Source organism: Agrobacterium vitis, from assembly GCF_013337045.2.
Classification (GTDB): domain Bacteria; phylum Pseudomonadota; class Alphaproteobacteria; order Rhizobiales; family Rhizobiaceae; genus Allorhizobium; species Allorhizobium vitis_B.
In genome coordinates, this window is the sequence record NZ_CP118261.1 from 127,308 (window position 1) to 150,793 (window position 23,486).

Annotated in this window: 17 protein-coding genes and 7 pseudogenes; 12 read left to right on the forward strand and 12 right to left on the reverse strand. The window is 57.2% G+C overall.

Going from position 1 to position 23,486, the window contains the following annotated elements; genetic code table 11:
• Positions 1-15 precede the first annotated feature (15 nt).
• Positions 16-1,020 (reverse strand): Bug family tripartite tricarboxylate transporter substrate binding protein, encoded by a 1,005-nt coding sequence (locus G6L01_RS23500; RefSeq protein WP_060716683.1) that lies wholly within the window; start codon positions 1,018-1,020, stop codon positions 16-18.
• A gap of 21 nt (positions 1,021-1,041) precedes the next feature.
• Positions 1,042-1,710 (reverse strand): amidohydrolase family protein, encoded by a 669-nt coding sequence (locus G6L01_RS28155; protein ID WP_114386924.1) that lies wholly within the window; start codon positions 1,708-1,710, stop codon positions 1,042-1,044.
• On the opposite strand from G6L01_RS28155, the gene istA reads away from it, so the two are divergent.
• From istA to G6L01_RS23525, 6 genes and pseudogenes are all read left to right on the forward strand, one after another.
• A complete protein-coding gene (gene istA, locus G6L01_RS23505) occupies positions 1,657-3,186 on the forward strand; it encodes an IS21 family transposase (protein WP_081088932.1) in 1,530 nt (509 codons plus the stop codon). The two genes, G6L01_RS28155 and istA, sit on opposite strands and share 54 nt — an antisense overlap.
• Before the next feature lie 12 nt (positions 3,187-3,198).
• Positions 3,199-3,849, forward strand: a pseudogene (gene istB / locus G6L01_RS23510) (IS21-like element helper ATPase IstB); the annotation flags it as partial.
• Between the two features lie 82 nt (positions 3,850-3,931).
• Complete coding sequence (locus G6L01_RS28160) at positions 3,932-4,351, forward strand: hypothetical protein (protein ID WP_422387230.1); 420 nt, start codon at positions 3,932-3,934, stop codon at positions 4,349-4,351.
• Entirely contained in the window at positions 4,345-6,450 is a 2,106-nt protein-coding gene (locus G6L01_RS23515) for a recombinase family protein (protein WP_060716681.1), read from the forward strand. The genes G6L01_RS28160 and G6L01_RS23515 overlap by 7 nt, the downstream gene beginning before the upstream one ends.
• Before the next feature lies 1 nt (position 6,451).
• Positions 6,452-6,610 (forward strand): annotated as a pseudogene (locus G6L01_RS23520) (ATP-binding protein); the annotation flags it as partial.
• 283 nt (positions 6,611-6,893) lie between these two features.
• Positions 6,894-7,508, forward strand: a complete 615-nt coding sequence (locus G6L01_RS23525; RefSeq protein WP_060716680.1) for a LysE family translocator — start codon at positions 6,894-6,896, stop codon at positions 7,506-7,508.
• A gap of 273 nt (positions 7,509-7,781) precedes the next feature.
• Here G6L01_RS23525 and G6L01_RS28165 read toward each other — a convergent pair.
• A pseudogene (locus tag G6L01_RS28165) lies at positions 7,782-9,174 on the reverse strand (IS1182 family transposase).
• A gap of 63 nt (positions 9,175-9,237) precedes the next feature.
• Between G6L01_RS28165 and G6L01_RS23540 the strand changes: the two are divergent.
• Together G6L01_RS23540 and G6L01_RS23545 are read left to right on the forward strand one after the other, a co-directional pair.
• Positions 9,238-9,996 (forward strand): hypothetical protein, encoded by a 759-nt coding sequence (locus tag G6L01_RS23540; RefSeq protein ID WP_071205905.1) that lies wholly within the window; start codon positions 9,238-9,240, stop codon positions 9,994-9,996.
• 182 nt (positions 9,997-10,178) lie between these two features.
• Positions 10,179-11,244: pseudogene (locus G6L01_RS23545) on the forward strand (IS5 family transposase).
• A 140-nt stretch (positions 11,245-11,384) separates the two neighbouring features.
• Here G6L01_RS23545 and G6L01_RS23550 read toward each other — a convergent pair.
• A pseudogene (locus G6L01_RS23550) lies at positions 11,385-11,519 on the reverse strand (DUF2867 domain-containing protein); the annotation flags it as partial.
• A gap of 236 nt (positions 11,520-11,755) precedes the next feature.
• Between G6L01_RS23550 and G6L01_RS23555 the strand changes: the two are divergent.
• Positions 11,756-14,998, forward strand: a complete 3,243-nt coding sequence (locus G6L01_RS23555; protein WP_071207468.1) for a response regulator — start codon at positions 11,756-11,758, stop codon at positions 14,996-14,998.
• Positions 14,999-15,046: 48 nt separating this feature from the next.
• On the opposite strand, the pseudogene G6L01_RS23560 reads toward G6L01_RS23555, so the two are convergent.
• Positions 15,047-15,646: pseudogene (locus G6L01_RS23560) on the reverse strand (IS630 family transposase); the annotation flags it as partial.
• A 74-nt stretch (positions 15,647-15,720) separates the two neighbouring features.
• Between G6L01_RS23560 and G6L01_RS23565 the strand changes: the two are divergent.
• Positions 15,721-16,752, forward strand: coding sequence for an IS110 family RNA-guided transposase (locus tag G6L01_RS23565; RefSeq protein WP_060716676.1), 1,032 nt, complete (start codon positions 15,721-15,723; stop codon positions 16,750-16,752).
• Positions 16,753-16,959: 207 nt separating this feature from the next.
• Here the strand turns inward: G6L01_RS23565 and G6L01_RS23570 are convergent, their stop codons facing one another.
• Both G6L01_RS23570 and G6L01_RS23580 read right to left on the reverse strand, forming a co-directional pair.
• A complete protein-coding gene (locus G6L01_RS23570) occupies positions 16,960-17,346 on the reverse strand; it encodes a helix-turn-helix domain-containing protein (protein WP_060716675.1) in 387 nt (128 codons plus the stop codon).
• 429 nt (positions 17,347-17,775) lie between these two features.
• Positions 17,776-19,566, reverse strand: coding sequence for a methyl-accepting chemotaxis protein (locus tag G6L01_RS23580; protein ID WP_060716674.1), 1,791 nt, complete (start codon positions 19,564-19,566; stop codon positions 17,776-17,778).
• Between the two features lie 176 nt (positions 19,567-19,742).
• On the opposite strand from G6L01_RS23580, the gene G6L01_RS23585 reads away from it, so the two are divergent.
• The gene (locus G6L01_RS23585) at positions 19,743-19,946 is read left to right on the forward strand and encodes a COMM domain-containing protein (protein WP_060716673.1); all 204 of its coding nucleotides are present in this window, start codon (positions 19,743-19,745) and stop codon (positions 19,944-19,946) included.
• Between the two features lie 6 nt (positions 19,947-19,952).
• On the opposite strand, the gene G6L01_RS23590 is transcribed toward G6L01_RS23585, so the two are convergent.
• Positions 19,953-20,915: an HD-GYP domain-containing protein gene (locus G6L01_RS23590; RefSeq protein ID WP_060716672.1), complete on the reverse strand. Its 963-nt coding sequence runs from the start codon at positions 20,913-20,915 to the stop codon at positions 19,953-19,955.
• Positions 20,916-21,301: 386 nt separating this feature from the next.
• Between G6L01_RS23590 and G6L01_RS28170 the strand changes: the two genes are divergently transcribed.
• Positions 21,302-21,451: a hypothetical protein gene (locus G6L01_RS28170; RefSeq protein WP_174089337.1), complete on the forward strand. Its 150-nt coding sequence runs from the start codon at positions 21,302-21,304 to the stop codon at positions 21,449-21,451.
• Positions 21,452-21,479: 28 nt separating this feature from the next.
• On the opposite strand, the pseudogene G6L01_RS23595 reads toward G6L01_RS28170, so the two are convergent.
• The 4 genes and pseudogenes from G6L01_RS23595 to G6L01_RS28175 all read right to left on the reverse strand — a co-directional run.
• Positions 21,480-21,767: pseudogene (locus G6L01_RS23595) on the reverse strand (transposase); the annotation flags it as partial.
• Positions 21,742-22,347, reverse strand: coding sequence for a LysE family translocator (locus tag G6L01_RS23600; RefSeq protein ID WP_060716671.1), 606 nt, complete (start codon positions 22,345-22,347; stop codon positions 21,742-21,744). The gene G6L01_RS23600 and the pseudogene G6L01_RS23595, both read right to left, overlap by 26 nt.
• A 104-nt stretch (positions 22,348-22,451) precedes the next feature.
• Positions 22,452-22,937: an asparagine synthase C-terminal domain-containing protein gene (locus G6L01_RS23605; RefSeq protein WP_060716670.1), complete on the reverse strand. Its 486-nt coding sequence runs from the start codon at positions 22,935-22,937 to the stop codon at positions 22,452-22,454.
• Positions 22,897-23,157 (reverse strand): class I SAM-dependent methyltransferase, encoded by a 261-nt coding sequence (locus tag G6L01_RS28175; RefSeq protein ID WP_060716669.1) that lies wholly within the window; start codon positions 23,155-23,157, stop codon positions 22,897-22,899. Before G6L01_RS28175 ends, G6L01_RS23605 begins: the two co-directional genes overlap by 41 nt.
• Between the last annotated feature and the right edge of the window lie 329 nt (positions 23,158-23,486).

Genomic DNA, 23,486 nt, shown 5'->3' on the forward strand with positions numbered 1-23,486 from the left:
CACATTGCAGCTGAGCTAGTTTTGTTGTTCAGGTTTCAGGAATTTCGACCAGGCAGCGATCTCTCTATTTACCAGGTCCTGCATGTAATCGCCAGACCGGTGATCGTCGGGCGGCAGGCTTGCTCCGATCGTACCCAGCTTTTCACGGACATTGTTTTGCGCCAGAGAATTCTGCAGAGCCGCGTTTAAGGTTTTCACGACTGCCTCTGGGGTGCCGACTGGAACAAAAAGGCCCGTCCAAGTTTCCGTCAGAAACTCGGGCAGTCCTGCTTCGGCACTGGTGGGAGCATCCGGAAGGACGGGGGAACGCTTTTGTGCGGCAATCGCCAATATGCGAATGCTTCCTGCCTTTGCTATAGGTGCCGCCGAGGCCAACAGGTCGCATCCTCCGGCTATTCTTCCTCCAAGCACATCGGTGATCGTCTGCCCGAACCCCTTATACGCGATGAGGTTGGGCTCTACGCCAATGAGCTTGAACAACATCACACACGCGACGTGGGAAGCAGCTCCGATACCGCCATGTCCCATGGCCGGCGCGCCTTTCGCGCTTTTCGCGTGATCGATGAATTCCTCCAGGTTCTTTGCCGGGAAATCCTTGCCGACGTAGATGACGTTCGGGCTGGTAGAGACCAGCCCAAGATATTTGAGATCCTTGCGTGGATCGTACTGCAGCGATCGATTGATCGTCACCGCCGCCGCCAGCGTCCCCATGTGCCCGAGCCCAATCGTGTAGCCGTCCGGTTCGGCCTTTGCAACCCGCGCCGTCCCGATCGCTCCGCCCGCACCGCCAACGTTCTCGACGAGAACATTCTGGCCGAGATGCCTTGACATTGCTTCTGCGATCACGCGTCCCGTCGCGTCTGCCGCGCCCCCGGCATTGAAGGGTACCACCATAGTGATCGGCTTCTCCGGGAAGTTTTGAGCACTGACGGCGGTGCTGTTCGCAATGCAGCCCAGCATCGAGAACGCGGTAAAACACAACATCTTGGGCAATATTTTGCTATTCAGCGTGTTGAGCATAGTTTTCTCCTCTCCAAAACGTCACTTTCGCGTGCTCGGGTCATCAACGAATACGTGTGGGAAACCCGTAGAGATTGGCGGGATTTCTCCACATGATATCTTCGATCGTATGCGGCGAGCCGACGGCTTCAACAAATCGCTCCACAAGACCCGAACAAGATAACGGGCGCCACGGGAGGGGACATCCGGCCCGAAGTGGCTTTCATGCGGAGGGGGGTGTGGCCAGTCACTACCCCATACGCATCGGCTGGGACAGCGATCAATCAAGGCTGAAAGCCAGTCCGGATCTGGTTCGATATTCAACGGCCGATCCGGCCTTCTATAAGGCGACGACAGTTTCACCCAGATGTGTTCTGCTTCAAGAAGGCGCAGCAATGCCCTTCCCTTTTCATCTGATGGACGGGCCTGCCCGTAAAGACCATAATGATCGATGACTGTCGGAATGCAAATTCCGAGACAATCCGCCCCCTGATTCCGAAATGATCTCGCCCCTCCATTCCGAGAAATAGTCGCCCCCTTGTTCCGAGATGATGCCGCCCCCTTTGGCAGGGATGTGGTGTGGGAGTTCTGCCGGTGTGAAGTTCCTTCCGTCGATGTTGACGAGGAAGGAACGGGATGCCTGCGGAGAGACTGGAGATGCGGCGTGTCCGCGAGATACTGAGATATCGTTTCGAACAAGGACTGGGCCACAAATCGATTGCGGTTCGGGTCGGGGCAGCACCGTCGACGGTGCGCGAGACGCTGCGGCGGGCAACGGTTGCGGGTCTTTCGTGGCCGTTGGATGATGACGTGAGCGATGCCGTCCTGGAGGCGGCGCTTTACAAGGCGGCCGGGACGAAGACGGGTCATCGTCGCGCGCCGGAGCCGGACTGGGCGCAGGTCCATCGCGAGCTGAAGCGCAAGCACGTGACGCTGCAAATTCTCTGGGACGAATACATGAGCCGTTATCCCGACGGCTACCGCTACAGCCGGTATTGTGACCTCTATCGCGGCTGGGCGCTGAAGCTGCCGGTGACGATGCGGCAAGATCATGCTGCCGGCGACAAGCTGTTCGTCGATTATGCCGGCGACACGGTCACGGTCGTCGTTGATCGACTGTCGGGCAAGACGCGGCAGGCGCATTTGTTCGTGGCGGTCCTGGGAGCGTCCAGCCTTTCGTTTGCGCAGGCGCGCTGGACAGAGACACTACCCGATTGGATTGAATGCCATGTCCAGGCGCTGGAGTTTTTTGGTGGTGCGCCAGCCTTACTGGTTCCCGACAATGCCAAAGTGGCGATCATCAAGGCATGCCACTTTGATCCCCAGGTCAACAGGACCTATAGCGCAATGGCGGCGCACTATGGGAGCGCCGTCCTTCCGACGCGGCCGAGACGCCCTCGCGACAAGGCGAAAGTGGAGGCTGCGGTTCGTATTGTCGAGCGGTGGCTGCTGGGTCGCCTGCGCCATCGGACCTTCTACAGTCTGGCCGAGGTCAATGCGGCGATCGCCGACTTGCTTTGCGACCTCAACGATAAACGTGTCCTGCGCCGGGTTGGCGTTACCCGTCGTCAACTGTTCGAAGAGCTTGATCGTCCGGCTTTGCGGCCCTTGCCTGTCGAGCGCTATGTCTTTGCCGAATGGCGCGTCCGGCGTGCCGGGCTGGATTATCACGTCGAGATCGAACGGCATTATTATTCGGTTCCCTATCGCTTTGCCCGCGAGCAAGTAGAGGCGCGCATCACCGCCAATACGATCGAGATATTCCACAAGGGCGCGCGGATTGCCGCTCACCGCCGCTCGAGCGGTAACGGCAAGCACACGACCATCCCCGATCATATGCCCTCGGCGCATCGTCGGTTCGCCGACTGGACGATCGAACGCATTCGACGCGAAGCCTCAGCCATGGGGCCGGATGTCGACCTGTTGTGCGAGCGCATCCTTGCCGACCGGCCGCATCCCGAGCAGGGCTTTCGCGCCTGCCTTGGGATTATCCGCCTTAACAAGAGCTTCGGCCGCGACAGGGTCAATGCCGCTTGCGCCCGAGCGCTGGAGATCGGGGCCCGGACCTATGGTTCGGTGCGCTCCATCCTCGACAACGACCTCGACCGGACGGCGAGCTCGAATAGATCCGCCTCGCACGAACCGATCCACCACGAGAACATCCGCGGACCTCGCTATTACCACTAAGGAGAACGAAGAATGCTTGCTCATCCAACACTTGATCGACTGAACGCCATGGGCTTGGCCGGCATGGCCAAAGCCTTCGGCGAACTCGTCGCCAACGGCGAGGCCGAACATCTCTCGCATGCCGAATGGCTCGGATTGCTGCTCGAGCGGGAATGGAGTTCCCGTTACGACCGCAAACTTGCGGCGCGTCTCAGGTTCGCCAAGCTTCGTCATCAGGCGACCCCGGAAGATGTCGATTATCGCGCCGACCGCGGCCTCGACCGTGCGCTCTTCATGAAGCTGCTCGGGGGCGACTGGATCGGTGCTCACGACAATCTGGCCATATGCGGACCCTCGGGCGTCGGAAAGAGCTGGCTGGCTTGCGCTCTCGGTCACAAGGCTTGCCGTGACGATCGTTCCGTTCTCTATCAGCGGGTCCCACGACTCTTTGCCCAGCTCGCGCTCGCCCGCGGCGACGGCCGATACGCTCGTCTGCAACGCACCCTGGGTCATGTCCAGCTCCTGATATTGGACGACTGGGGCCTCGAGCCGCTCAACGAGCAAGCCCGTCACGATCTGCTGGAAATCCTCGAGGACCGCTACGGCCGTCGTTCGACGATCATCACCAGCCAACTCCCCATATCCGCCTGGCACGGTGTCATCGGTGAGCCAAGCATCGCAGACTGCCGCTATTATCGACGGGGTGGTGCATTATGTAACCATCATTGACCCGCGCCACGGCCTTGCGGGTCAGCGTCTTGAGCTGGTGTCAGTCCAATCCGGACGCGGGCTGGCATTTGTTGTTGTGCGATTACCTGACGGACGCCGCCGTTCCATTCGCCGGTCGGTCACCGACCTTGTAACCGCTTCGCCTGACGCGCGGAGCGAGTTGGAGTCGGCGCCTCGCATCAGCGTTCGAACCCTGCTCACATTGATGCGCCATTTAGACAGCATGGTAACCTCCCGTTCCAAGGAGGTGATTCGCGATGACCGTGCAATCGAATCCGTACCGGTATCGTGTAGCGTCTCAGTCCCTCGTAAAGCTTCTGACCCCCAATACGACACTCCCGCATCCGTGGCCCGATCTGCCGCCAGAAACGCAGAAACAAATCGCTCAAAAGTTTGCACCCCTGTTGATGCGGATGCGGTCGATCCGCTCGTCGGCAAAGGTGGATCGACATGCTGAGAGCGACGAATAGCCCGGACGAGCGTATCACTGCCGAGCATCGCGGCAAGCTCGCCTACATTTATGTCCGCCAGTCTTCTGTAAATCAGGTGCGGCATCATCAGGAAAGCACGCAGCTTCAGTATCGTCTCGTCGAGCGTGCCGTCGGCCTTGGCTGGCCACATGAACGCGTGCACGTCATAGATGACGATCTGGGCAAATCCGGTTCGGGCAGCGTTGAGCGAGAGGGCTTCAAGAAGTTGATCGCGGAGATCGGGCTGGGCAATGCTGGGCTTGTCATCAGCCTCGACGCCTCCCGGCTCGCCCGCAACAATCGTGATTGGCATCAACTCCTTGATCTGTGCGCATTGTTCGGCGTTATTATCGCCGACGGAGAACGGCTCTACGACCCTTGCGCTTACCACGACCGCCTGTTGCTCGGCCTATCTGGCATCATGAGCGAAGCGGAGCTGCACCAGATCAGGCAGCGCCTTCATCAGGGTGAGCGCCAGAAAGCGGCACGCGGCGAATTGCGGCTTTGCCTTCCTGCTGGATTGGCTCATGACCGCTCGGGCCAGATCACTCTCAATCCCGACGAGGAAGTGCAGGCAAGGCTCGACCTCGTCTTCGGCAAGTTCCGCGAATTAGGAAGCGCGCGGGCTGTGATGCGCTATCTGCGAAAGGAGAATTTGCCGCTACCAATACGCCCGCTGCGTGGTCCGGCGCCGCACGAAGTCGTGTGGCAAGAGGCCACCAACCCACGCGTGCTCAGCATTCTCCATAATCCCGGCTATGCTGGAGCCTATGTCTATGGTCGGCGGCGGCAAACTGGCGGGCGCATTCGTCAGGACGTGTATCGGCCGCGGACGGCCAAGGTGCCCATCGAAGACTGGGAGGTCTGTTTGCAAGCTGCCCATCCTGGTTACATCGGCTGGGAGGAGTTCATGGACAACCAACGACGACTGGAGAACAACATCAACCACTACGAAGCCGGCCATACGGGAGCGCCACGCAAGGGCGCCGCACTGCTGCAGGGCATCGCTGTTTGCGGGCGGTGCGGTCGGCGGATGAGTTTGCGCTATAGCGGCCCTGCAGGGAACTATCCCGTTTACACATGCCGTGCCGATCGCGGTCACGACGGAGGGCCGTTATGTCAGGAGGTACGCGCTCTGCCCGTCGACGCACGCATCGAAGGCATTCTACTCGAGGCTCTGGCCCCGGACAGGATCGCTATTGCCATCGCCGCACTGGGTCAGATCGAAGAGGAAGCACACCAGCTTGAGCGTCAATGGGCATTGCGGCGTGAACGGGCGCGCTACGAGGCGGAAAGAGCCCGACGCCAATACGACGCAGTCGAACCCGAGAACCGCCTGGTGGCCCGGTCGCTGGAGCGAGCATGGGAAGAGAAGCTACGTGCAGCCGAGGCCATCGAGCAGGACTATGAACGGTGGCGCTCCGACGAGCCCCTCGTCCTGAGCGAGGCAGATCGCGACGGGTTACTGGCGCTCGGGGAGAACCTGCCTGGCATTTGGCGTGCCCCATCGACCACGGCGGCCGAGCGAAAGAGCATCCTGCGCCTCATCATCTGCGAGGTCGTTCTCGACCAGAAACGGCTGCAAGGACAGGTCTGGATCAAGATCCTGTGGCAAACGGGAGCGACAAGCGAGCACTCTGTCCAAAGGCACGTTCATACCTATGGCGACTATATCGATGTCGATAAATTACGAGCGCGCGTGGCGGAGCTGAACGCTGCTGGCAAAATGGATAAGGAAATCGCCTCATCGCTAAACTCGGAAGGCTTTCTTGCGGCACGGAATTGCGCCTTCAAGGGTGAGAATGTCTGGCTCTTGCGCAGGCGTTGGGGCATTCCAACCGTCAAAATCAACGGCACGAGCTCCAATCCCGTCAGGTGGCCGGACGGAACCTACTCCGTTCAAGGGGCAGCCGCGGCCTTGGGCATCACACCACAGGTCATCTTCGATTATCTCGCCCGCGGATGGCTCAAGGGACACCAACACGCCAAGGGCCAGCCATGGCAGATCGAATTGACGCAGGACCAGATCGACATCCTGCGCGCTCGCGCTCAACGCAATAGACGATCGAGGAAACAGGCATCATGAAATCATTGGTGACGCCAAGATGACGACCGCTCTACTCGATCGTTTGACCCATCGTTGCCATATCCTGGAAACCGGGAACGACAGCTTCCGCTTCAAAGCCAGCTCGGCCGCAGCAGCACACAAGAGAGGAGAAAAAGCCAATCCCTTGACCAAAGCCTGATCAGAAAACCATATTCAGAGGTGGCTCACTTCTCGGTGGAAAAACCGGCTCAGTTCCGCGTGGAAACCAACAATAGGCGGTTTCAACGATATGACGGCGTTTTTCGGCAGCGTCGGCGCGCAGTGGCATGGCAAAACCTAAGTGATACAGATCAGTATCACTTGCGCAGAACCTGAGCATTGGTCAATGTGCGATCGCGAGGATTTCGCTCCTACCCACTTCCGCATGGGGAAAAACCGCGTATTCTGAAAGCCCGTAAGCAATCAAGACTTTCGGGGGTTCCATGGATATTTCGACCTTATTCGCGTTCGCAGCGGCCTTCTTCGTGTTTGCCGCCAGTCCCGGCCCGGACAATATGACGATCGTCGCTCGTACGATTTCACAAGGCGCGGCCTCTGGCATTGCCTACGGGGCAGGAACTGTCGTCGGCATCCTGCTTTTCCTGGCGCTGGCCGCGTTCGGCCTCTCGATCATTGCCGCCGAAATGGGGATCGTCATGGCAATCCTGCGCTATGTCGGCGCGGCCTGTCTGATCTGGATGGGCATCAAGCTTTGGACGGTCGAACCTACCGTGCCAGAGCTGCAACCTGTTTCCGAGCGGCGTGGACTACTGGCGGTCTTCGCGACCGGTATTGCCCTCAACCTCGGCAATCCGAAAATGCCGCTGTTCTACGTGGCGCTGCTACCGAACGTGGTCGGCTCGTCCCTGGCCCCCGGCGACATCGGGGCTCTGGCGGCTGTCATCCTCGCTGTCGAGATAGTTGTAATCGGAGGGCATGTTACCCTCGCCGGCAGAGCTCGCAAGCTTCTCCGGACGCCAACCGTAGTCCGCCGCGTGAACCGGACAGCCGGGGGAGTCATGGTAGGTGTTGGCGTTGCGGTTGTAGCGTCGAGGTAGACCGACAAATTGTCGCAAAAGTTGGTCGCAAAACTCAGACTTCTACGTCTGAGTTTTGCGACAGAAATTTCCCTTAAAATTCAGGGGCCGTCGATCTGTCGCAAATGTTCGGCAGACCGTCCCAAAACTCTGCGGATAGCTAATTATCTGTACCTGTTGGCGCGGGGCGCTATGGAACGCAAAATCTCATAATCTCGATCCCGAGAGAGGAATGCGAAGCGTTTCCCCGGTATGTCGGACTTTCTGAGTTCAAAATTGACGAATATCGGCCCCTCACGCCGGAACAGCGGCGATGAGGCCGGGAACGCCGACGAGAGTGATGGCTCTTCTAATATTATAGGCATCATAAAAGCACCGTGGCACATCCATTGCTTTATCGTTGGGAATGGATGCTCGACGCTTTCACGTCGCCGGTCGAGAACGTTAGGTCTCGCCGTCAAGCGTGCCGCCATGCGATCAAGGACGGCCTCGTTCTCAAGTCGGGAGACGCGGCGATAGGGGTTGTTCGTGCAGCGTGGCTTTAGGGCGCAGCCCTTGCAAGCGTCCCTGTTGCAATAGTCGAACTTCACGTTCTCGCGTGACTTGCTCTCGTAGCGTGGGTAGAGAACCTGCTCGGCCGGGCAGATATAGACATCCTTGTGCGGGTCGTAGCGGAACGCCTCCTTGGTGAAGAAGCCCTCGCGTGCGGCCGGTCCGCGGATCGGCTTGGGAATATAGGCACTGATGCCGGCCTTCTCACAAGCCTCGATGTCCTCGATCTTGAAGTAGCCGCGATCGGCCACCGCCTCTATTTTGTCAACGCCGAGCGTTTCCATGGCAGCTTCGACCGTCGTCGCCAACAAACCTATGTCGAGGACCTGGTTGCACACTTCCTGTTCGACGATCAGCTTGTGCTTCACATCCACGGCAAGCTGGATATTGTAGCCGACGCCGACCTTCGTCATGCGGGCCATGGCGCGAGCTTCCGGATCTGTCACCGAGATCTGGTCCTCGCCGGTTTTGTCTAGTTCATCCAGTAGCGCCTTATGGCGATCGCGCTTGCCTTTGATGGCCGCGATCTTCTCCGCAAGTTTGCCATCGCCGCGACCAGATCCATTGCCCAGCTTCTTTTCGTCGATGTCACTTTCATCGAGCCACTTCATGTAATCGAAAAGCTTCTCGTCGGCCTCGGTGATGAACTTGGTCACTGCGCCACGGGTGAAGTTGCGATCCTTGTTGTTGACCGCTTTGATCCTCGTGCCATCGACCGCCAGAAGTTCTTTTCCGAACAAGTCGAGCTGCGGCATAGGATGACGAATTCCCGGAAGACCTGCCGGAATGCGGACCAGTTGATCCTGCGGAAGGCGGCGATGCTGCGAAAATCCGGCTTCAGGTGGCGCAGAAGCCAAATCACCTCGATGTTGCGATGAGCCTCGGCCTCCAGCCTCCGGCTCGACCGCACCCTATTGAGATAGCCGTAGATGTATATTTTAAGCAAATCCGACGGATCGTATCCAGGACGGCCGGTGTCTTTCGCCGCCACCCGCACAAACCCGGCGGCAACAAGATCCAGCCCTTCAACGAACGCCTCGATGAAGCGAACCGGGTTATCGGGACCAATATAATCCTCAACTGCTTCCGGTAGAAGCAGCATCTGCGAGCGATCAACTCCTGATAAATGTGCCATGGCAAATTCTATCATGGCCCGCTACTCTGAGGAATCCCCGATGGCGGCCTTGGAGACAATTGCGTGTTTGAAGACCAGTCATTTAGCATCAAGGTTGATCAGATCGAATGCCACGTATTCGGTATCTTTCAGCTTTCCGAGACTGTCGAGGAAACAAGGAAGGCAAGTTGGGAAGCTCTTCTCATAAAGAACCCCGCCGCCTTCGACGGAGCTTTGCTACGTATGGCGGATCATCGAATTGATGACGGCAGGTTAATTGTCGCTGCAAATAGCACGTCGTTTTCTGCCTATGTGGCAACACGTCATCCCGGATTTGGTGACAAGTATCCGCACGCGGCCCGAGCTGATCCGCTCGGAATGACTGCTGTTGTCTTGACAGCAGACGATTGTATCATCGTCACCAAGAGAAGCCTCATGGCGGATCAAAATCCTGGGGGGCTCTATTTTATCGGAGGATATGCCGAACCCTGTAAAGGCTCCGACACGGTCGATCTTTTCGAGGAAGCTGCTCGCGAGATCGCAGAGGAAATTGCTGTACTTGATCTTACCCGATCTGCATCGTTCGCAATTGGCCTCGCTTATGATCCCGTATTCTGCCACCCAGAACTATTCCTGTTGATGGTGAGCAAATCGACAGCCGCTGATGTTTTAGAAGGCGCTCAAAGTGCGCCAGATCGAAATGAGGCCGCTCAACTCCTTGCGTATCCAATGATCGACGTTCTTGATGAGGACGGGCCATTGGCAATGGCGCCTAAAACATGGAGCTTCATCAAAGCCAGAAATTTTCTTGCACAGCATTTACTGGCAAGTGATGCTATTTAGAGTTTTCGGACAGTCTGTAGGAGTTGTGTAAAACCATTCTTGCTGAAGCCGACACCTTCGCATCCAGCATTTTTTCAGGCGCTTGAGATCACGACCGACAATTAGCTGGACACCTCTAAAAACCTCCCCTTTTTTCGGGATTCGTGATTCACTTCGGCTGTGTGATTTGCAGGGAGCGGATGATGCGGGGACAGCCAGGGTTCTGGGATTTGGACGAACGTTACGAGCGGCTGAGTGCCGTTGGTGATCCTCTGGAAAAGCTCAACGCGATCATTCCCTGGCCTGTGTTCGAGAAGCCGCTCGCCAAGTCGCTGAAGCGATCTGATGGGTCGAAGGGCGGTCGCCCTGCTTTCCCGTCAGTGCTGATGTTCAAGATCCTGGTGTTGCAGGCGCTTTACAATCTCTCCGATGATCAGGCCGAGTTCGTTATCCAGGACCGATTGTCTGTCGGAGAAGGTGCCGGACGCCAAGACGATCTGGCTGTTCCGCGAAAGCCTGGTGCGCGCCGGTGCCATCGATAACCTGTTCGCACGCTTCGACAAGCACCTTTCACGTTCGGGCTATCTGGCCAAGGGCGGGCAGATCGTTGACGCGACGATCATCCAGGCTCCCAAGCAGCACAATAGCCAGGATGAGAAGGCCGCGATCAAGGCTGGTGAGGTCCCGGACGAGTGGAAGGACAAACCCGCCAAGCTCGCGCAGAAGGACCGCGACGCGCGCTGGACGGTGAAGTATTCCAAGGCCAAGCAACCGACGGAAACACCGACAACGGCCGCGACCAAGCAGCATGACATTGCCATCCCGATGTTCGGCTACAAAAATCATGCGGGGATTGATCGGGTGCACGGCTTCATCCGGGGGTGGACGGTAACGAGTGCGAGCGCCCATGACGGGGCCCAACTCCGCTATGTCGTGACAAAGGACAACACAGCCTCGACCGTCTGGGCCGATAGCGCCTATCGGTCGAAGACCAACGAGGAGTGGCTGGAAAAGAACGGACTGAAGTCGGACATTCACCAGAGGAAACCGAAGGGCCGCCCCATGCCCGAGGCTATGTCGCGGGCCAATGGCCACCGCTCGAAAGTTCGCTCCGCCGTCGAGCATGTCTTTGCCAGGCAGAAGGACAAGATGAAGCTCTTCATCCGCACCATTGGTATCAGCACGGCAAAGGTGAAGATCGGCGTGGCCAATATCGCCTACAACATGCTCCGCTATGTCTGCCTGACCGGAAAACCGCAGATGGCGTGATGCTCGTTGGCCGAAAGGCCGGAATGCAAGCCGCCAAGGCGGCAATTATCACCCAAAACTAACAGGTCGCTTGCCGAATTCACCGCCGAAATGGCTTTGTCAGCTCTTGCAACCGTCCCATGCCGGTAAATAGAGGTGTCCAGCTTATGAACAGGTCCGACCGGCAACATGTAAATGCGGCCAAAGGTATTATGCGTGACGACAGACGATGTGATTGTAAGCACCCAATCTACGATCGAAAGGCAGAGCGTCACGTCCAAGTGCCGATTGACCTCTGCACGCGTCGGAATGTCAGCGATACCAGCTTGACAGAGCGTTCTCCGACAAGCAGCCGAGGCCATTGGGAAGACTCCCGTCCACTGTCAGTCCTGTAAACTATCCAAGTCTCATAAGCCCATGCAATCCTAACCTAAAACCCTAATTGCGGGATCCTTCCGGTACTGATAGATCAGTACCTGTTGCTCAATAATCAGAGGAACTGTTTCCACTCAAATTCTTGGCTCAGATGACGATGTCGCCCAAAGCCTCAAACAACTTTCTGCCGCTCGGCAATCCGTGCGCGGACGCGATTGCTCGCTTCGAGTGGAGCGACACGCCCTTGGGCGACCTTGGCCAGTGGTCAAGCCTGCTTCGGAACATGACGTCCTACGTCCTTGGATCCGGTGTTCCCATGGTTTTGCTGTGGGGTGCCCAGGGCACAGTCATCTATAACGATGCCTATGCGAGTTTTGCGGGCTCCCGCCACCCGGGATCGCTCGGACAGACCTTAAGGAGGGCCTGGCCTGAACTGTTGGAGCTTGATCAGAACTTTCTGACAACCGTCCTCTCCGGCAAAACCCTTTCCTATCGCGATCAGCATCTCGTGGTCGAACGCAACAGCGCTCCTCACGATGTCTGGCTGAACATCGATGCCAGCTGCGTCCGGAATGACGACGGCGTACCCTGTGGTGCTGTGATCATCCTCAAGGACACGACTGCCCGGGTTCGTGTCGAGCAGAGACTTCAGATGGCCCAGAAAGCCGGGGGCATCGGCACATTCGAATGGTATCCCGATACGGGCCTGCTCGAGGTTTCCGACGAGTATCGGCGCATCTGGGGACTGTCACCCGACATCGAAGTGACCGATACGCTTTTGGTGAGCCTGCTTCATCCCGACGATCGTTCGAACACAGGACCGGCAAAGCTCGGCAGCGACAATCCGCTCGACTATGTCGAATACCGCAGGCTTTTCGAGACGTCCGGCGAGGTGAGATGGATCGCCCGCCAGGGGGAGGTGGTTTCAGGCTCCGGTGGGGCCAAGCGGTTTGTCGGCGCTGCGATGGACATTACGCCCCGAAAGGCGATCGAAGCATCTGTTCGCGACAGCGAGGCGAAGTGGCGAGAGCTGTTCGAGCAGATGCAGGAAGGGTTCTTCGTCGGTCGCGCTGTGCGTGATGCCGCCGGCCACATGCATGATTTCATATTTGAAGAGCTGAATCCAGCCTTTACCAAGCAGACGGGGATCCCCGCAGAGGACGCCATCGGTCATCAACTGGGCCACATCGTTCCGGACGTTCCCCGCGATCTGATCGATGGCTATGCCAGGGTGGTGGATACAGGTGTCGCGGAGATGCTGGAGGCCCACGTGCCATCGCTCGACCGGTGGTTCGAGGCGCGGGCGCGCGCGCTCGGCGGCGACCGATTTGCGGTGTTGTTCCTCGAAGTGTCCGAGCGCAAGCGCGCCGAACGTCTGGTGGCGGAAAGCGAAGCGCGGTTTCGGTCCCTGGCGCAATCGATGCCCAACCACGTCTGGACGTCGCCACCGGATGGGGCGCTCGATTGGTTCAACGATCGGGTCTATGCCTATAGTGGATCCGCTCAGGGTAGCCTTAACGGTGATGGCTGGGCAGCTATGGTTCATCCGAACGATATCCCTGCGGCCGCCGAAGCTTGGTCCAATGCCCGTGCGATGGAACAGCCTTACGAGGTCGAGTTCAGGCTGCGGCGCCATGACGGGGTCTATCGCTGGCATATCGCCCGCGCGGTTCCCATCAAAGCGAGCGATGGAAAGATCGATCGATGGATCGGCACCAATACCGACATCGACGATCAGAAGGCGGCGGAAACCGCCCTTGCTGAATTCGCGCTGACCCTGGAGCACCGTGTCGAAGCTGGAACTGCGGAGTTGGTGAAGGCGCAGGACGCTTTGCGCCAGGCCCAGAAGATGGAGACAATCGGCAATCTGACAGGTGGCGTCGCCCACGATTTCAACAACCTCCTACAAGTCATTGGCGGGAACTTGCAATTGCTGGCGAAGGATATCGCGGGAAATCACCGTGCTGAAACGCGCGTCGAGAACGCAATGGAGGGTGTGTCTCGCGGCTCGAAGCTTGCGTCGCAACTCCTGGCATTCGGCCGCCGGCAGCCATTGGCACCGAAGGTCGTAAGCCCCGCGCGTCTGATCCGAAACATGGACGAGATGCTGCGCCGCGCGCTTGGCGAATCCATCGAGATCGAGACTGTTATCGCCGGTGGTTTGTGGAACACGCTTATCGACAGCGCCAATCTCGAGAACGCCCTGCTGAACCTGGCGATCAACGCGCGCGATGCCATGGATGGGCAAGGCAAGCTGACGATCGAGGCGGGCAACGCCTTCCTTGACGATGGATATACGCGTTCTCATGTTGATGTGTCCGCCGGTCAATACGTGATGCTGGCCGTGACGGATACCGGCTCCGGCATGTCGGCGGAAGTCTTGGAAAAAGCGTTCGATCCGTTCTTCAGCACCAAGCCCGAAGGCAAGGGGACAGGTCTCGGCCTCTCGATGGTCTACGGATTTGTCAAACAATCCGGGGGACATATCAAGATTTATAGCGAGCTCGGCCAGGGTACCACCATCAAGCTCTATCTGCCCCGCTCTAGCCAGTCCGAGGACGTTCTTGTCAACATCGATATGGGTCCCATCGTAGGTGGGACGGAAACGATCCTGGTGGCGGAAGACGATAATGCCGTGCGCGAGACTGTCATGGCGACGCTGAGCGATCTCGGTTACCGCGTCCTTCAGGCGCCTGACGCGCAAAGTGCTCTTGCGATTATCGAAAGCGGTATGGCGATCGACCTCCTATTCACCGATGTGGTGATGCCAGGAAATCTCAAAAGCACGGAACTGGCGCGCAAAGCTGTCGAGAGGCTGCCGCAGCTCGGCGTTCTCTTTACGTCGGGCTATACCGAGAATTCTATCGTTCATGCCGGACGGCTGGATCCGGGCGTCGAACTGTTGAGCAAACCCTACACACGTGAGGCTTTGGCGCGAAAGTTGCGTGCCGTATTTGCGAACACGAAGCAACGTATGCTTACCGCCACGACGACACAACAATCCATTCCATCTGTCCCCGGTGATCCGCCGGTGCGATCCCTTGTGGTGCTGATTTGCGAGGATGATGCCCTGATCCGAATGAGCACGCGGGATATGCTGGAAGAGCTGGGTCATTCGGTTCTCGAAGCCGGCGACGCGAGAGAGGCTCTCGGCATTATCAATTCAAATCAGATTGATCTTTTGATGACCGATGTCGGCTTGCCAGATATGTCAGGGGTTGCACTGGTCGAGCGCGTGAGAACAATCGCACCCGATCTGCCTGTACTTTTTGCGACGGGACACGATCGGGTGGAAGGCACGGCGATGGGACCCATGACCAGGCTCGTTCGCAAGCCATTTGGATCAGACGATCTGTCCAAGGCTATCTTGGCGGTAGTCGGGGGAGTGAGCGAAGGATAGTCCAGGAAGCCGTATTTGTGCGACAATAATCCCTAGAGTCTGTCAGGTTTAATATGAACCATATCCTGCATGTCTGAGATAATTTGAGCATTCCTGTGGTGTGAAGAGCTTGAGCAGTTCGCCAATGCGCCTCCACGTTGTTTCGACGGTTCGCTCTTCGGCCTTTCTGACGAGCGTCTTGAGCTTTGCAAACATCATTTCGATGGGGTTGAGATCGGGGCTGTAGGGCGGCAGGAAAAAGAGATGGGCACCGACATCCCGGATCGCGTCACGGGCAGGCTTGCCTTTGTGGCTGCCCAGATTGTCCAGAATGATGACGTCGCCTGCCTTCAATGTGGGAACCAGGCATTGACGGATCCATGCGGTGAAGGCAAGGCCATTGATGGGGCCGTCGAGCACGAAGGGGGCAACGATGCCGTCGCGGCGCAGGCCAGCCAGAAAGGTCAGCGTCTTCCAATGACCATGAGGGACTTTTGCGATGAGAGGCTCTCCGCGCTGACACCAGCCGCAAGTGCGCGTCATGTTGGTCTTGACCCAGGTTTCGTCAATGAAGACAAGCCTGTCCGGGTCAAGCCGATGCTGATGGGTCTTCCACCGCGCTCGGAACCGGGCCACCTTCGGCCTGTCCTGCTCGCTTGCCACCAGTGTTTATGGAATGGCCCGCCCCTTTCCCCAGCGTCTGTTATGATGCTGGCGTGTGAAAGGAAGAAAGGAACGGACCAATGAACATAATGATTCTCGGAATTGATCTGGGCAAGAACTCCTGCAGCGCAGTTGGTGTCGACGCAACTGGTGCGGTGGTTACTCGCCGGACGATGCGTCGCGAGACGCTGATTGATTACGTAGCGAAGCTCCCGATTTGCGTGGTCGCAATGGAAGCATGCTGCGGTGCCCATCATCTGGGTCGCCTGTTTGCTAGACAAGGCCACGAGGTCCGGTTGATGTCGCCGGAGTACGTTCGCCCGTATATCAAAGCCCAGAAGAACGACGACCGGGATGCTGAGGGTATTGCCGAAGCTGCATCTCGACCAACCATGCGTTTTGTCGACCTTAAGAGCGAGGAGCAACTGGACATCCAGACGCTTCATCGGGCGCGTTCTCGCCTTGTGACTGAACGAACGAACCTCATCAATCAGCTTCGCGCGATCCTGTTGGAGCGTGGGGTAATCTTTCCGGTTGGGAGGCGAAAACTCGAGCTTGGCGTGGACAGCATGCTTGCAGGGAGCAATGAGGTCTTGTCGTCGCGACTGTGCCAGCTGGTTGGCGAGTTGCGTGCAGAATGGAAGGAACTCGACACAAAAATCGCAGCTCTGAATACCGAATTTATCCAGTTGGCTCGCGGTGATGCCGCTATGTGCAGGCTGACATCTATCCCTGGAATCGGTGTACTCAATGCGACGGCCCTGGTCGCTGCGGTGGGTGATGCGAGCAGCTTCGCCAAGGCTCGCGATCTGGGCGCTTGGCTCGGATTGGTCCCCAGACAGTACAGTACTGGCGGTAAACCCCGACTGCTTGGGATATCAAAACTAGGCAACACCTATCTGCGCACTCTACTTATTCATGGTGCTCGCGCGGCGTTACCGTCGCTTTCAACGAGTAACACGCCTCTCGGGCGATGGCTGAAGGCCATGATAGAGCGACGCGTACACCGTAACGCTGTGGTTGTAGCGCTGGCGAACAAGCTGGCACGAATGGCGTGGGCCGCCTTGCGCAAGGAAACAGCTTTTGACCGCAGTTACCCGGTAGCTGCGTAATCGGATTGGCTACGCACTATGAAACGCGCAGCCCAACGAAGTTTGCAGGAAGGATCGTGAAGATGGCCTGACAGTCGAACGGCGTTTGGAAAGCCCGGTTAAAAAAATGGCACTGGGTGCCGAAGTGTTTATTGGGGCTCTGAACGTGCGGATGTCCATCTTGGCCATGAGCTTACTCATGAGACCGTATACGTTGACGCAGACTGATCAGCAAATCGTAGAATGCTCTTGCAAGCGGGGCGGGCCATACGTTTTGAAGGTCTTGCCTTCTGCGCGCAGGAACCGCCAGACCGTGTCGTGGGACACGTTGATCCCTGAAGCCTTCAGGTCCGCCGACAGGGCACGCACCGTCCAGTCTGACTTGACCTGCAGCCGCTGACGCACTGCATCGGCCGCAGCCCCCCTCAGGGTTGGCTTGACATAGCCGCCGATCTTCGCTTGCAGCAAGCCTTTGCCCGAACGATTCAACTGTCCGATCCGCACAGCAGATGCCGCCGATATGCCAAACCGCTCCGCTGCGCGGACCGTCATGCCACCGTTCAACGCCCCCGCAATACGCGTTCGTAAATCCAAAGAAAGAGGTCTTGCCATCATCACCGGCCTCCACACCAGCAATGATCTTGAATCACAAAATCAACCACAGGGAATCTGGAGGGTTATTTGAGGTCGCATCGGACGGCGCGGCGAATTCGGGCGGCCTCATGTAAGCCGCATTGAACGAAGGCGCGGGTTGTTTGGCGCTATGGGGATTTAGCCGCGGCGGTGGATGGTGGTTGGCAGGATCGAGCCTTGCCGGAACGCGTCGACAGGTCTGGAAGGAGAGTCGTGCCGGTATTTGCGGTGTCTTTGATGCCCCTATCGGTTGGCTTGCATCGACCGAACTCTTGGTGCTGTTGCGTTTTACCTCGCGCAGGCACGATTGGCCAAAGCACTCGCCTCGCGGCCTGCGTGCCGTACGGTGATGTTCCCAGGCTTCAGAAACGGGCTCCAATGACGCGCCCAGCATAGATCGGCAGTCAGCGGTTAAAATTCCTCCCAGTTTGATTCTTTCGTGGCCAATGCCGCGTTACCGCGTGCGGCCGAGGACGAAACAGGTCTGCGGCTGGCTGGGGGTGAAGACCGGGGCAGAGGTCGCAGCGGACCACCGGTCGATGATGGCATCGATCTCGGTACATCATCGAACCTGAATTGCTCCAGCAGTTCGAACAGCGCGGCTGCCTCACGGGCCAGACTGTGGCTTGCGGCAGTTTGCTCTTCGACCATGGCCGCATTCTGCTGGGTCCCCTGATCGACGGTATTGACCGCCTGATTGATCTCTCCAAGGGCGGTAGATTGCTCGCGAGAGGCTTCGACGATCGCAACGACATTCGTGTTGATGTCGTGCACCTGAGTGGCTATCTCCTGCAAGGCGGAGCCCGCCTTCGTCACGAGAGAAACACCGTTTTGAACCTGCCCGCCCGAAGCAGTGATCAGCATCTTGATTTCCTTTGCCGCCGTCGCAGATCGCTGTGCTAATTCACGAACTTCCTGGGCGACGACTGCGAAACCCTTGCCGGCTTCACCGGCGCGGGCGGCCTCGACGCCGGCATTCAATGCCAGAAGATTGGTCTGGAAAGCGATCTCATCGATGACGCCGATGATGTTGGAGATTTCCCGCGACGAGTTTTCGATCTGATCCATGGCACCGATTGCGTCTCGAACGACCTGACCAGAGTGCTCCGCATGTTCGCGGGCGCGACTGACGAGCTGTCCGGCCTCTTCGGCGCGGCGGCTGGAGTCCTTCACAGTCGTCGTAATCTCTTCAAGTGCCGCAGCTGTTTCCTCGACAGAGGCTGCCTGCTGTTCCGTCCGTTTCGCCAGTTCATCGGCTGCGGTGCGAATCTCGCTCGAACCGGCCGCGATCGCACGTGCATTGTCAGCGACCGTCGCCATCGCTCGCTTCAGCTTTTCGGAGGCGGCATTGAAATCGGTTCGCAGGCGTTCCAGGGACGGGATGAATGGCTTTTCGATATTCTGTGACAAGTCGCCGTTGGCAAGATTGTCCAGGCAACCTGCAAGCTGGTCAACATTTTCGACGCGCCCGGTCACATCGGTCGCAAACTTCACCACCTTGAAGACATTGCCATTCATGTCGAAGATCGGATTATAGGAGGCCTGGATATAGACCTTGCGCCCGCCCTTGCCGATCCGCATGAACTCGTCCGCCACCAGTTCGCCTCCGGCAACCTTCATCCAGAAGTCCCGGTAGGCGGCCGAATTGACGTAGGAACTTTCGCAGAACATCGAATGGCGCTTGCCCTGGATCTCGGACAGGGCATAACCGAGGGTCGACAGGAAGTTTTCATTGGCTGTCAGCACGTCGCCGGCCGGAGTGAATTCGATGATCGCCTGTGCCCGGGACAGAGCCTCTAGCTTGCCGGCATCTTCGGCAGTCTTGAGCTTCTGAGCAGTGATGTCGGTGGCGATCTTGATCACCTTCACTGGCCTGCCACGGCGAATGACCGGATTATAGGAGGCCTCGATCCAGACTTCCTTGCCGCCTTTGCCGATGCGCTTATATTGCTGCTGATCATATTGACCGGCTGAGAGTTTGGCCCAGAATGCCTTGTAATCCGATGACCGCGCATAGCCCTGTTCAACAAACATGCTATGCTGCTTGCCGACGATTTCCGATAGCTCATAGCCGAGCGCGCGGCAGAAATTTTCATTGGCTGTCAATATCTTGCCTGAAAGATCGAACTCGATCATGGCTTGAGATTTTGATAGCGCAGAAAGAATTGCGACAGCATTGGCACCACGATTGAGAATATTCACGGGCGATCCTCCATGGAGACGTTCGTGGCTATACGTCGAGCCACAGTACGAATACTCGCACACTGATATTAATTCGGAATTAATTATAATCGTAACGGTTGCAGTCCAAATACGCGTAGAGATTCGCGAGTGACGGAGAGAAAATACCACAACCAGACCTTGATGAACGAGGGCGCATGGTCGCGCCCCCGCTTCGGGAATTCAATCGCTACATCAAACAGGGAATGTCCTGCATCGTAAACCTCAAGATCGACAAACCGGGCGGAGATACGCAATCGGTGCAATTTTCGATGACACCGGAACAGTGCAGAGAAATCGCCAACAATCTGATGATCTGCGCGCAGGTCATCGAGTTGGAAAGGCCGACTGCCCCGCAATGACGCCTCTCAGTGGATCGTGCCGCTGATAACCATTCTGGAAACGAAGGCCTTCAGCAGATCCGGGTCGAAATGCCCGGTTGAATGTATCATCGTGTCAATTGCCTCCGCCTGCGTCCAGGCCCGCTTGTATGGCCGCACAGTCGTCAATGCCTCATAGACATCGCAGATAGCGGCGATCCGGGCGACAAGCGGAATATCGTTTCCCGCCAATCCATGTGGATAGCCAGAACCGTCGAATTTCTCGTGGTGGGAAAGACATATCTCAAGGACGGCGTTTGAAACGTAGGGCTCTTTCTTCAACATTTCGTAGCCGCGTTGCGGATGAGTGCGGACTAGCGCCAGTTCATCGGCCGTGAGTTTGCCGGGCTTGCGCAACAGTTCCACCGGTAACACCATCTTTCCGAGATCGTGAACAAGCCCTCCAAGGCCGAGTAGGCGGATCTTCTCCTCGTTCAGTCCAAGGTTTCGGCCGAATGTGATCATCAACGCGCTGACGGCCAGCGAATGAAGAAAAGTCCCTTCATCCTTGTCCTTCAGCTTGGCAACGCCGATCAATGCACTTGTCGTCGACATGGCGTCGGACATGACCTTTTCGACGGCTAGACAGGCGGAATCGAATTGAAAGGCGTGATGAAGCTGCGCCTGGACGAGGACGTTTCGAACATAGGGTCGCGTCTCCTCAATAGCCCTTTGCGCCAAGGCAATTTGCTCGCCTGAGAAAAAGCTATGCAGATGGGCTTGAAAGGCGGCGGGGTTCAGCCCCTCGGGAGGGAACGCGGTATCGGTGTCGATGCCCTTCTGTGTGTCAATGACGACGCTGATAGCATGGCTTGCCATCATGCGATCGAGATCCAGCGAGGATTTAATCAGAAACCGCCCATGCGGTTTCGCAGGGTCGAGAGCTGTCCCTTCCAGCTCCTCGACAAACATTCCCACGCGGACCTGATGCAGCCTGATCCTCTTTCGCAACTAGCTCTCCCCAGAAGTCTCCCTTTACTGCCACGCGATAATGAGCATTCTTCCTACGATATGACTAATAGTCCATGGTGTGGAGTGGGGCAATCACCTGAGGCACCAACCCGGGCAGCGCTCGCAATCTACATGTGCGCCGAACCGGAACGCGGATTTCGATAGCCTGTGCAGGAGGCTGTTCAATCTGAATGAGCCACCGGAGCGCCCTGCCGGACCTGGAATTCCGATCGACGGTTCTGGATAGAGAGGCCTGACATAACTCGAACAGGAGGTGGCAATGCCCGAAATCCCTGCAAAGGGCTCTGCCGTGGCCAGAACGATGTCCATGCCATTGGTTTGGAGTGGGCAACTGAGACCCGAACCTCCTCCAGATACTCTTCCTATTGTCGGAGGAAGAGCTGGATGTCGGCGAACTGGCTATGCGGGTGGGCCTTGAGCGATCGGAGGTGTCGCGTAAAGCTCGCGCCATCGGCTGCGTTCGAGCGTGCCGATGTTTCCACGGTGTTCTCTATGTCTGTCATACGAGAAGGTGAAGTCCTGGGCATCTGCGCCCTTTTCGCCGGTGCTGTCGATCATCAGCCATTCCAGGTCAGCTTCGCGCGCCAGAACCCGAAAGCATCTGGTCAAGTACGCCCATCTCGATCCAGCGGTAATAGCGCCGTTTCACCGAGCGATAGTCCCCCAGCCGCGCCGGCAGGTCGCGCCAGCGTCCGCCCGAACGGCCATCCATAATAACGCATCAAGGAAATCCCGGTCGTCGGTGCGCGGACCACGACGACCTTTGGTCCCACTAGGCACAAAAGCCTTGATGCTCCTGATGTTATTAGCGACTTGCAACCAGCACGCCAGCGCCAATCATGAGCGCCCCAGCGCCACGGTTCAACACGCCGAGCTTCTTCGGATCGGTAAGAGCGGATTTTGCCCTCTGTCCCAGATACACGTGCCCACCTACGACCACGACCTCGATGAGCGCGATGATCGCCAGCAATTCCAGTGTGTCAGACACTGTTAGTGGCCGAATGCCGAGAACTCCCGGTAGGAGCGCGAGGTAGAAGATTGGCATCTTGGGGTTGGATATGTTCAAAAGAAACCCGGTTAAGAAGAGCCATACCAAGCCGCCGCGCATCACCCGGGGCTTAATGTCCGGTTTCGATCTCCACATCATAACGCCTGTGTAGATCAGATACATGGCACCCACATACTGAATGAATCGCAGCTTCTCGTTCATGTATTGGGCAATTGCATTGAAGCCAATTGCCGCGAAGATGACGAACAGAAAGATGCTGCAAACGACCCCAACACCATACGCAATTCCGTGCGCCGGGCCGTTGGAGACAGTTTTGGAAAAAATCGTAAGGTTGTCCGGGCCTGGGCTCGCGGCGAATACGAAGAAAGCCAAGCAAAACGTAAGAATTGTCTGAGTGTCCATTCGCTGCTCCTCTGTTCGCTAAATTCATCGAAATTAAAGTTGCCGCCATCGAAATAGTCAGTGCCGACTTTCTTGTGTCGTTCGGTAGGCGCATTGTACCCGAATTAGAGAAACATCGCCAACGCGTTGCGAATTTGAGGACCGTCGATATTGTCTGGGAGCAGTATATCAGAAGGGCGAGTGGCATCGGTGAGCGCACGAAATATTTGGTCGTGGATCCCAATCCCTTCCGGTATTCTAATCTTAGGACGGTCAATCATATAGTCCGGAATATCACCCCGGAATGCTTCGCGGAGTACGAACTTCTCAACGCCGGTCCTGACCTTCAAATCGAAGGGGAAAGCCATGGCGAACTCGATAAGCCATCGATCTAGGAATGGGAACCGGCACTGGATCGAGCTTGCCATACTGCTGCGATCGGTACGCTGAAGATCCGTACGGAAGAGATTATTCAGCCTGTAGGTCGAGAGAGCGTAGGGATCTTTGGCCGTTTTGAATAGACCATATCGCGCAAAAATCTCATCGCTTCCATCTCCCGACAGCGCAATCTTAAAGCCATTCGCCCGGACCCCGGCATAAACGGATGCCATTTGTTAGCATATCCGAGATGTCGACGGGCTCGAAGAACTCTCCGCTGAAGATTGAATTGCGAATGTTGCGTTTGTTCTGTCCACTTTGAAATTCCGTCACGATATGCGGAATGCCGCGCTCGGCGCAAAAACGCCGCGCATATTCCAGATCTGTGGAATTTTGAGTGCTGATCGGAAACGCTGTGACGTCCCGATGATATTTTGCGGCCAGATGGAGCACGATTGTGCCGTCGAGGCCGCCCGAGAAGATCAGTCAGTCTGGAATGTGATTTGGACACCTTTGGGAAGATCAAAACCTTAAATCGTCACTACGCCCTAAGGACAAATGCCGTTTTCGCGTGTCTCGCCGCCCACCGTTAATCAGTCTTCAAGCGATCTGATCCACCATAGTAAATCGTGCAAGTTGCTTTTGCCGGTCTTCCATAGTCCTGCGTTTTGATGATGGAGCTGATAGATATTGATGACCAGGGATTCCGCGCATGCAATACCGGTTGCTGTGTTATCCCCGTTGCGCAATCGGCCGCGCATCCAGAAATTGTCGCTTGTTGT

Coding starts and splice junctions, on each gene's coding strand:
- G6L01_RS23515 (WP_060716681.1), top strand. CDS start 4,345: ATGCTGAGAGCGACGAATAGCCCGGACGAGCGTATCACTGCCGAGCAT.
- G6L01_RS23570 (WP_060716675.1), bottom strand. CDS start 17,346: ATGATGGCAAGACCTCTTTCTTTGGATTTACGAACGCGTATTGCGGGG.
- G6L01_RS23605 (WP_060716670.1), bottom strand. CDS start 22,937: ATGGCATCCGTTTATGCCGGGGTCCGGGCGAATGGCTTTAAGATTGCG.
- G6L01_RS23555 (WP_071207468.1), top strand. CDS start 11,756: ATGTCGCCCAAAGCCTCAAACAACTTTCTGCCGCTCGGCAATCCGTGC.
- G6L01_RS23585 (WP_060716673.1), top strand. CDS start 19,743: ATGGTCGCGCCCCCGCTTCGGGAATTCAATCGCTACATCAAACAGGGA.
- G6L01_RS23500 (WP_060716683.1), bottom strand. CDS start 1,020: ATGCTCAACACGCTGAATAGCAAAATATTGCCCAAGATGTTGTGTTTT.
- G6L01_RS23565 (WP_060716676.1), top strand. CDS start 15,721: ATGAACATAATGATTCTCGGAATTGATCTGGGCAAGAACTCCTGCAGC.
- G6L01_RS23525 (WP_060716680.1), top strand. CDS start 6,894: ATGGATATTTCGACCTTATTCGCGTTCGCAGCGGCCTTCTTCGTGTTT.
- G6L01_RS23600 (WP_060716671.1), bottom strand. CDS start 22,347: ATGGACACTCAGACAATTCTTACGTTTTGCTTGGCTTTCTTCGTATTC.
- istA (WP_081088932.1), top strand. CDS start 1,657: ATGCGGCGTGTCCGCGAGATACTGAGATATCGTTTCGAACAAGGACTG.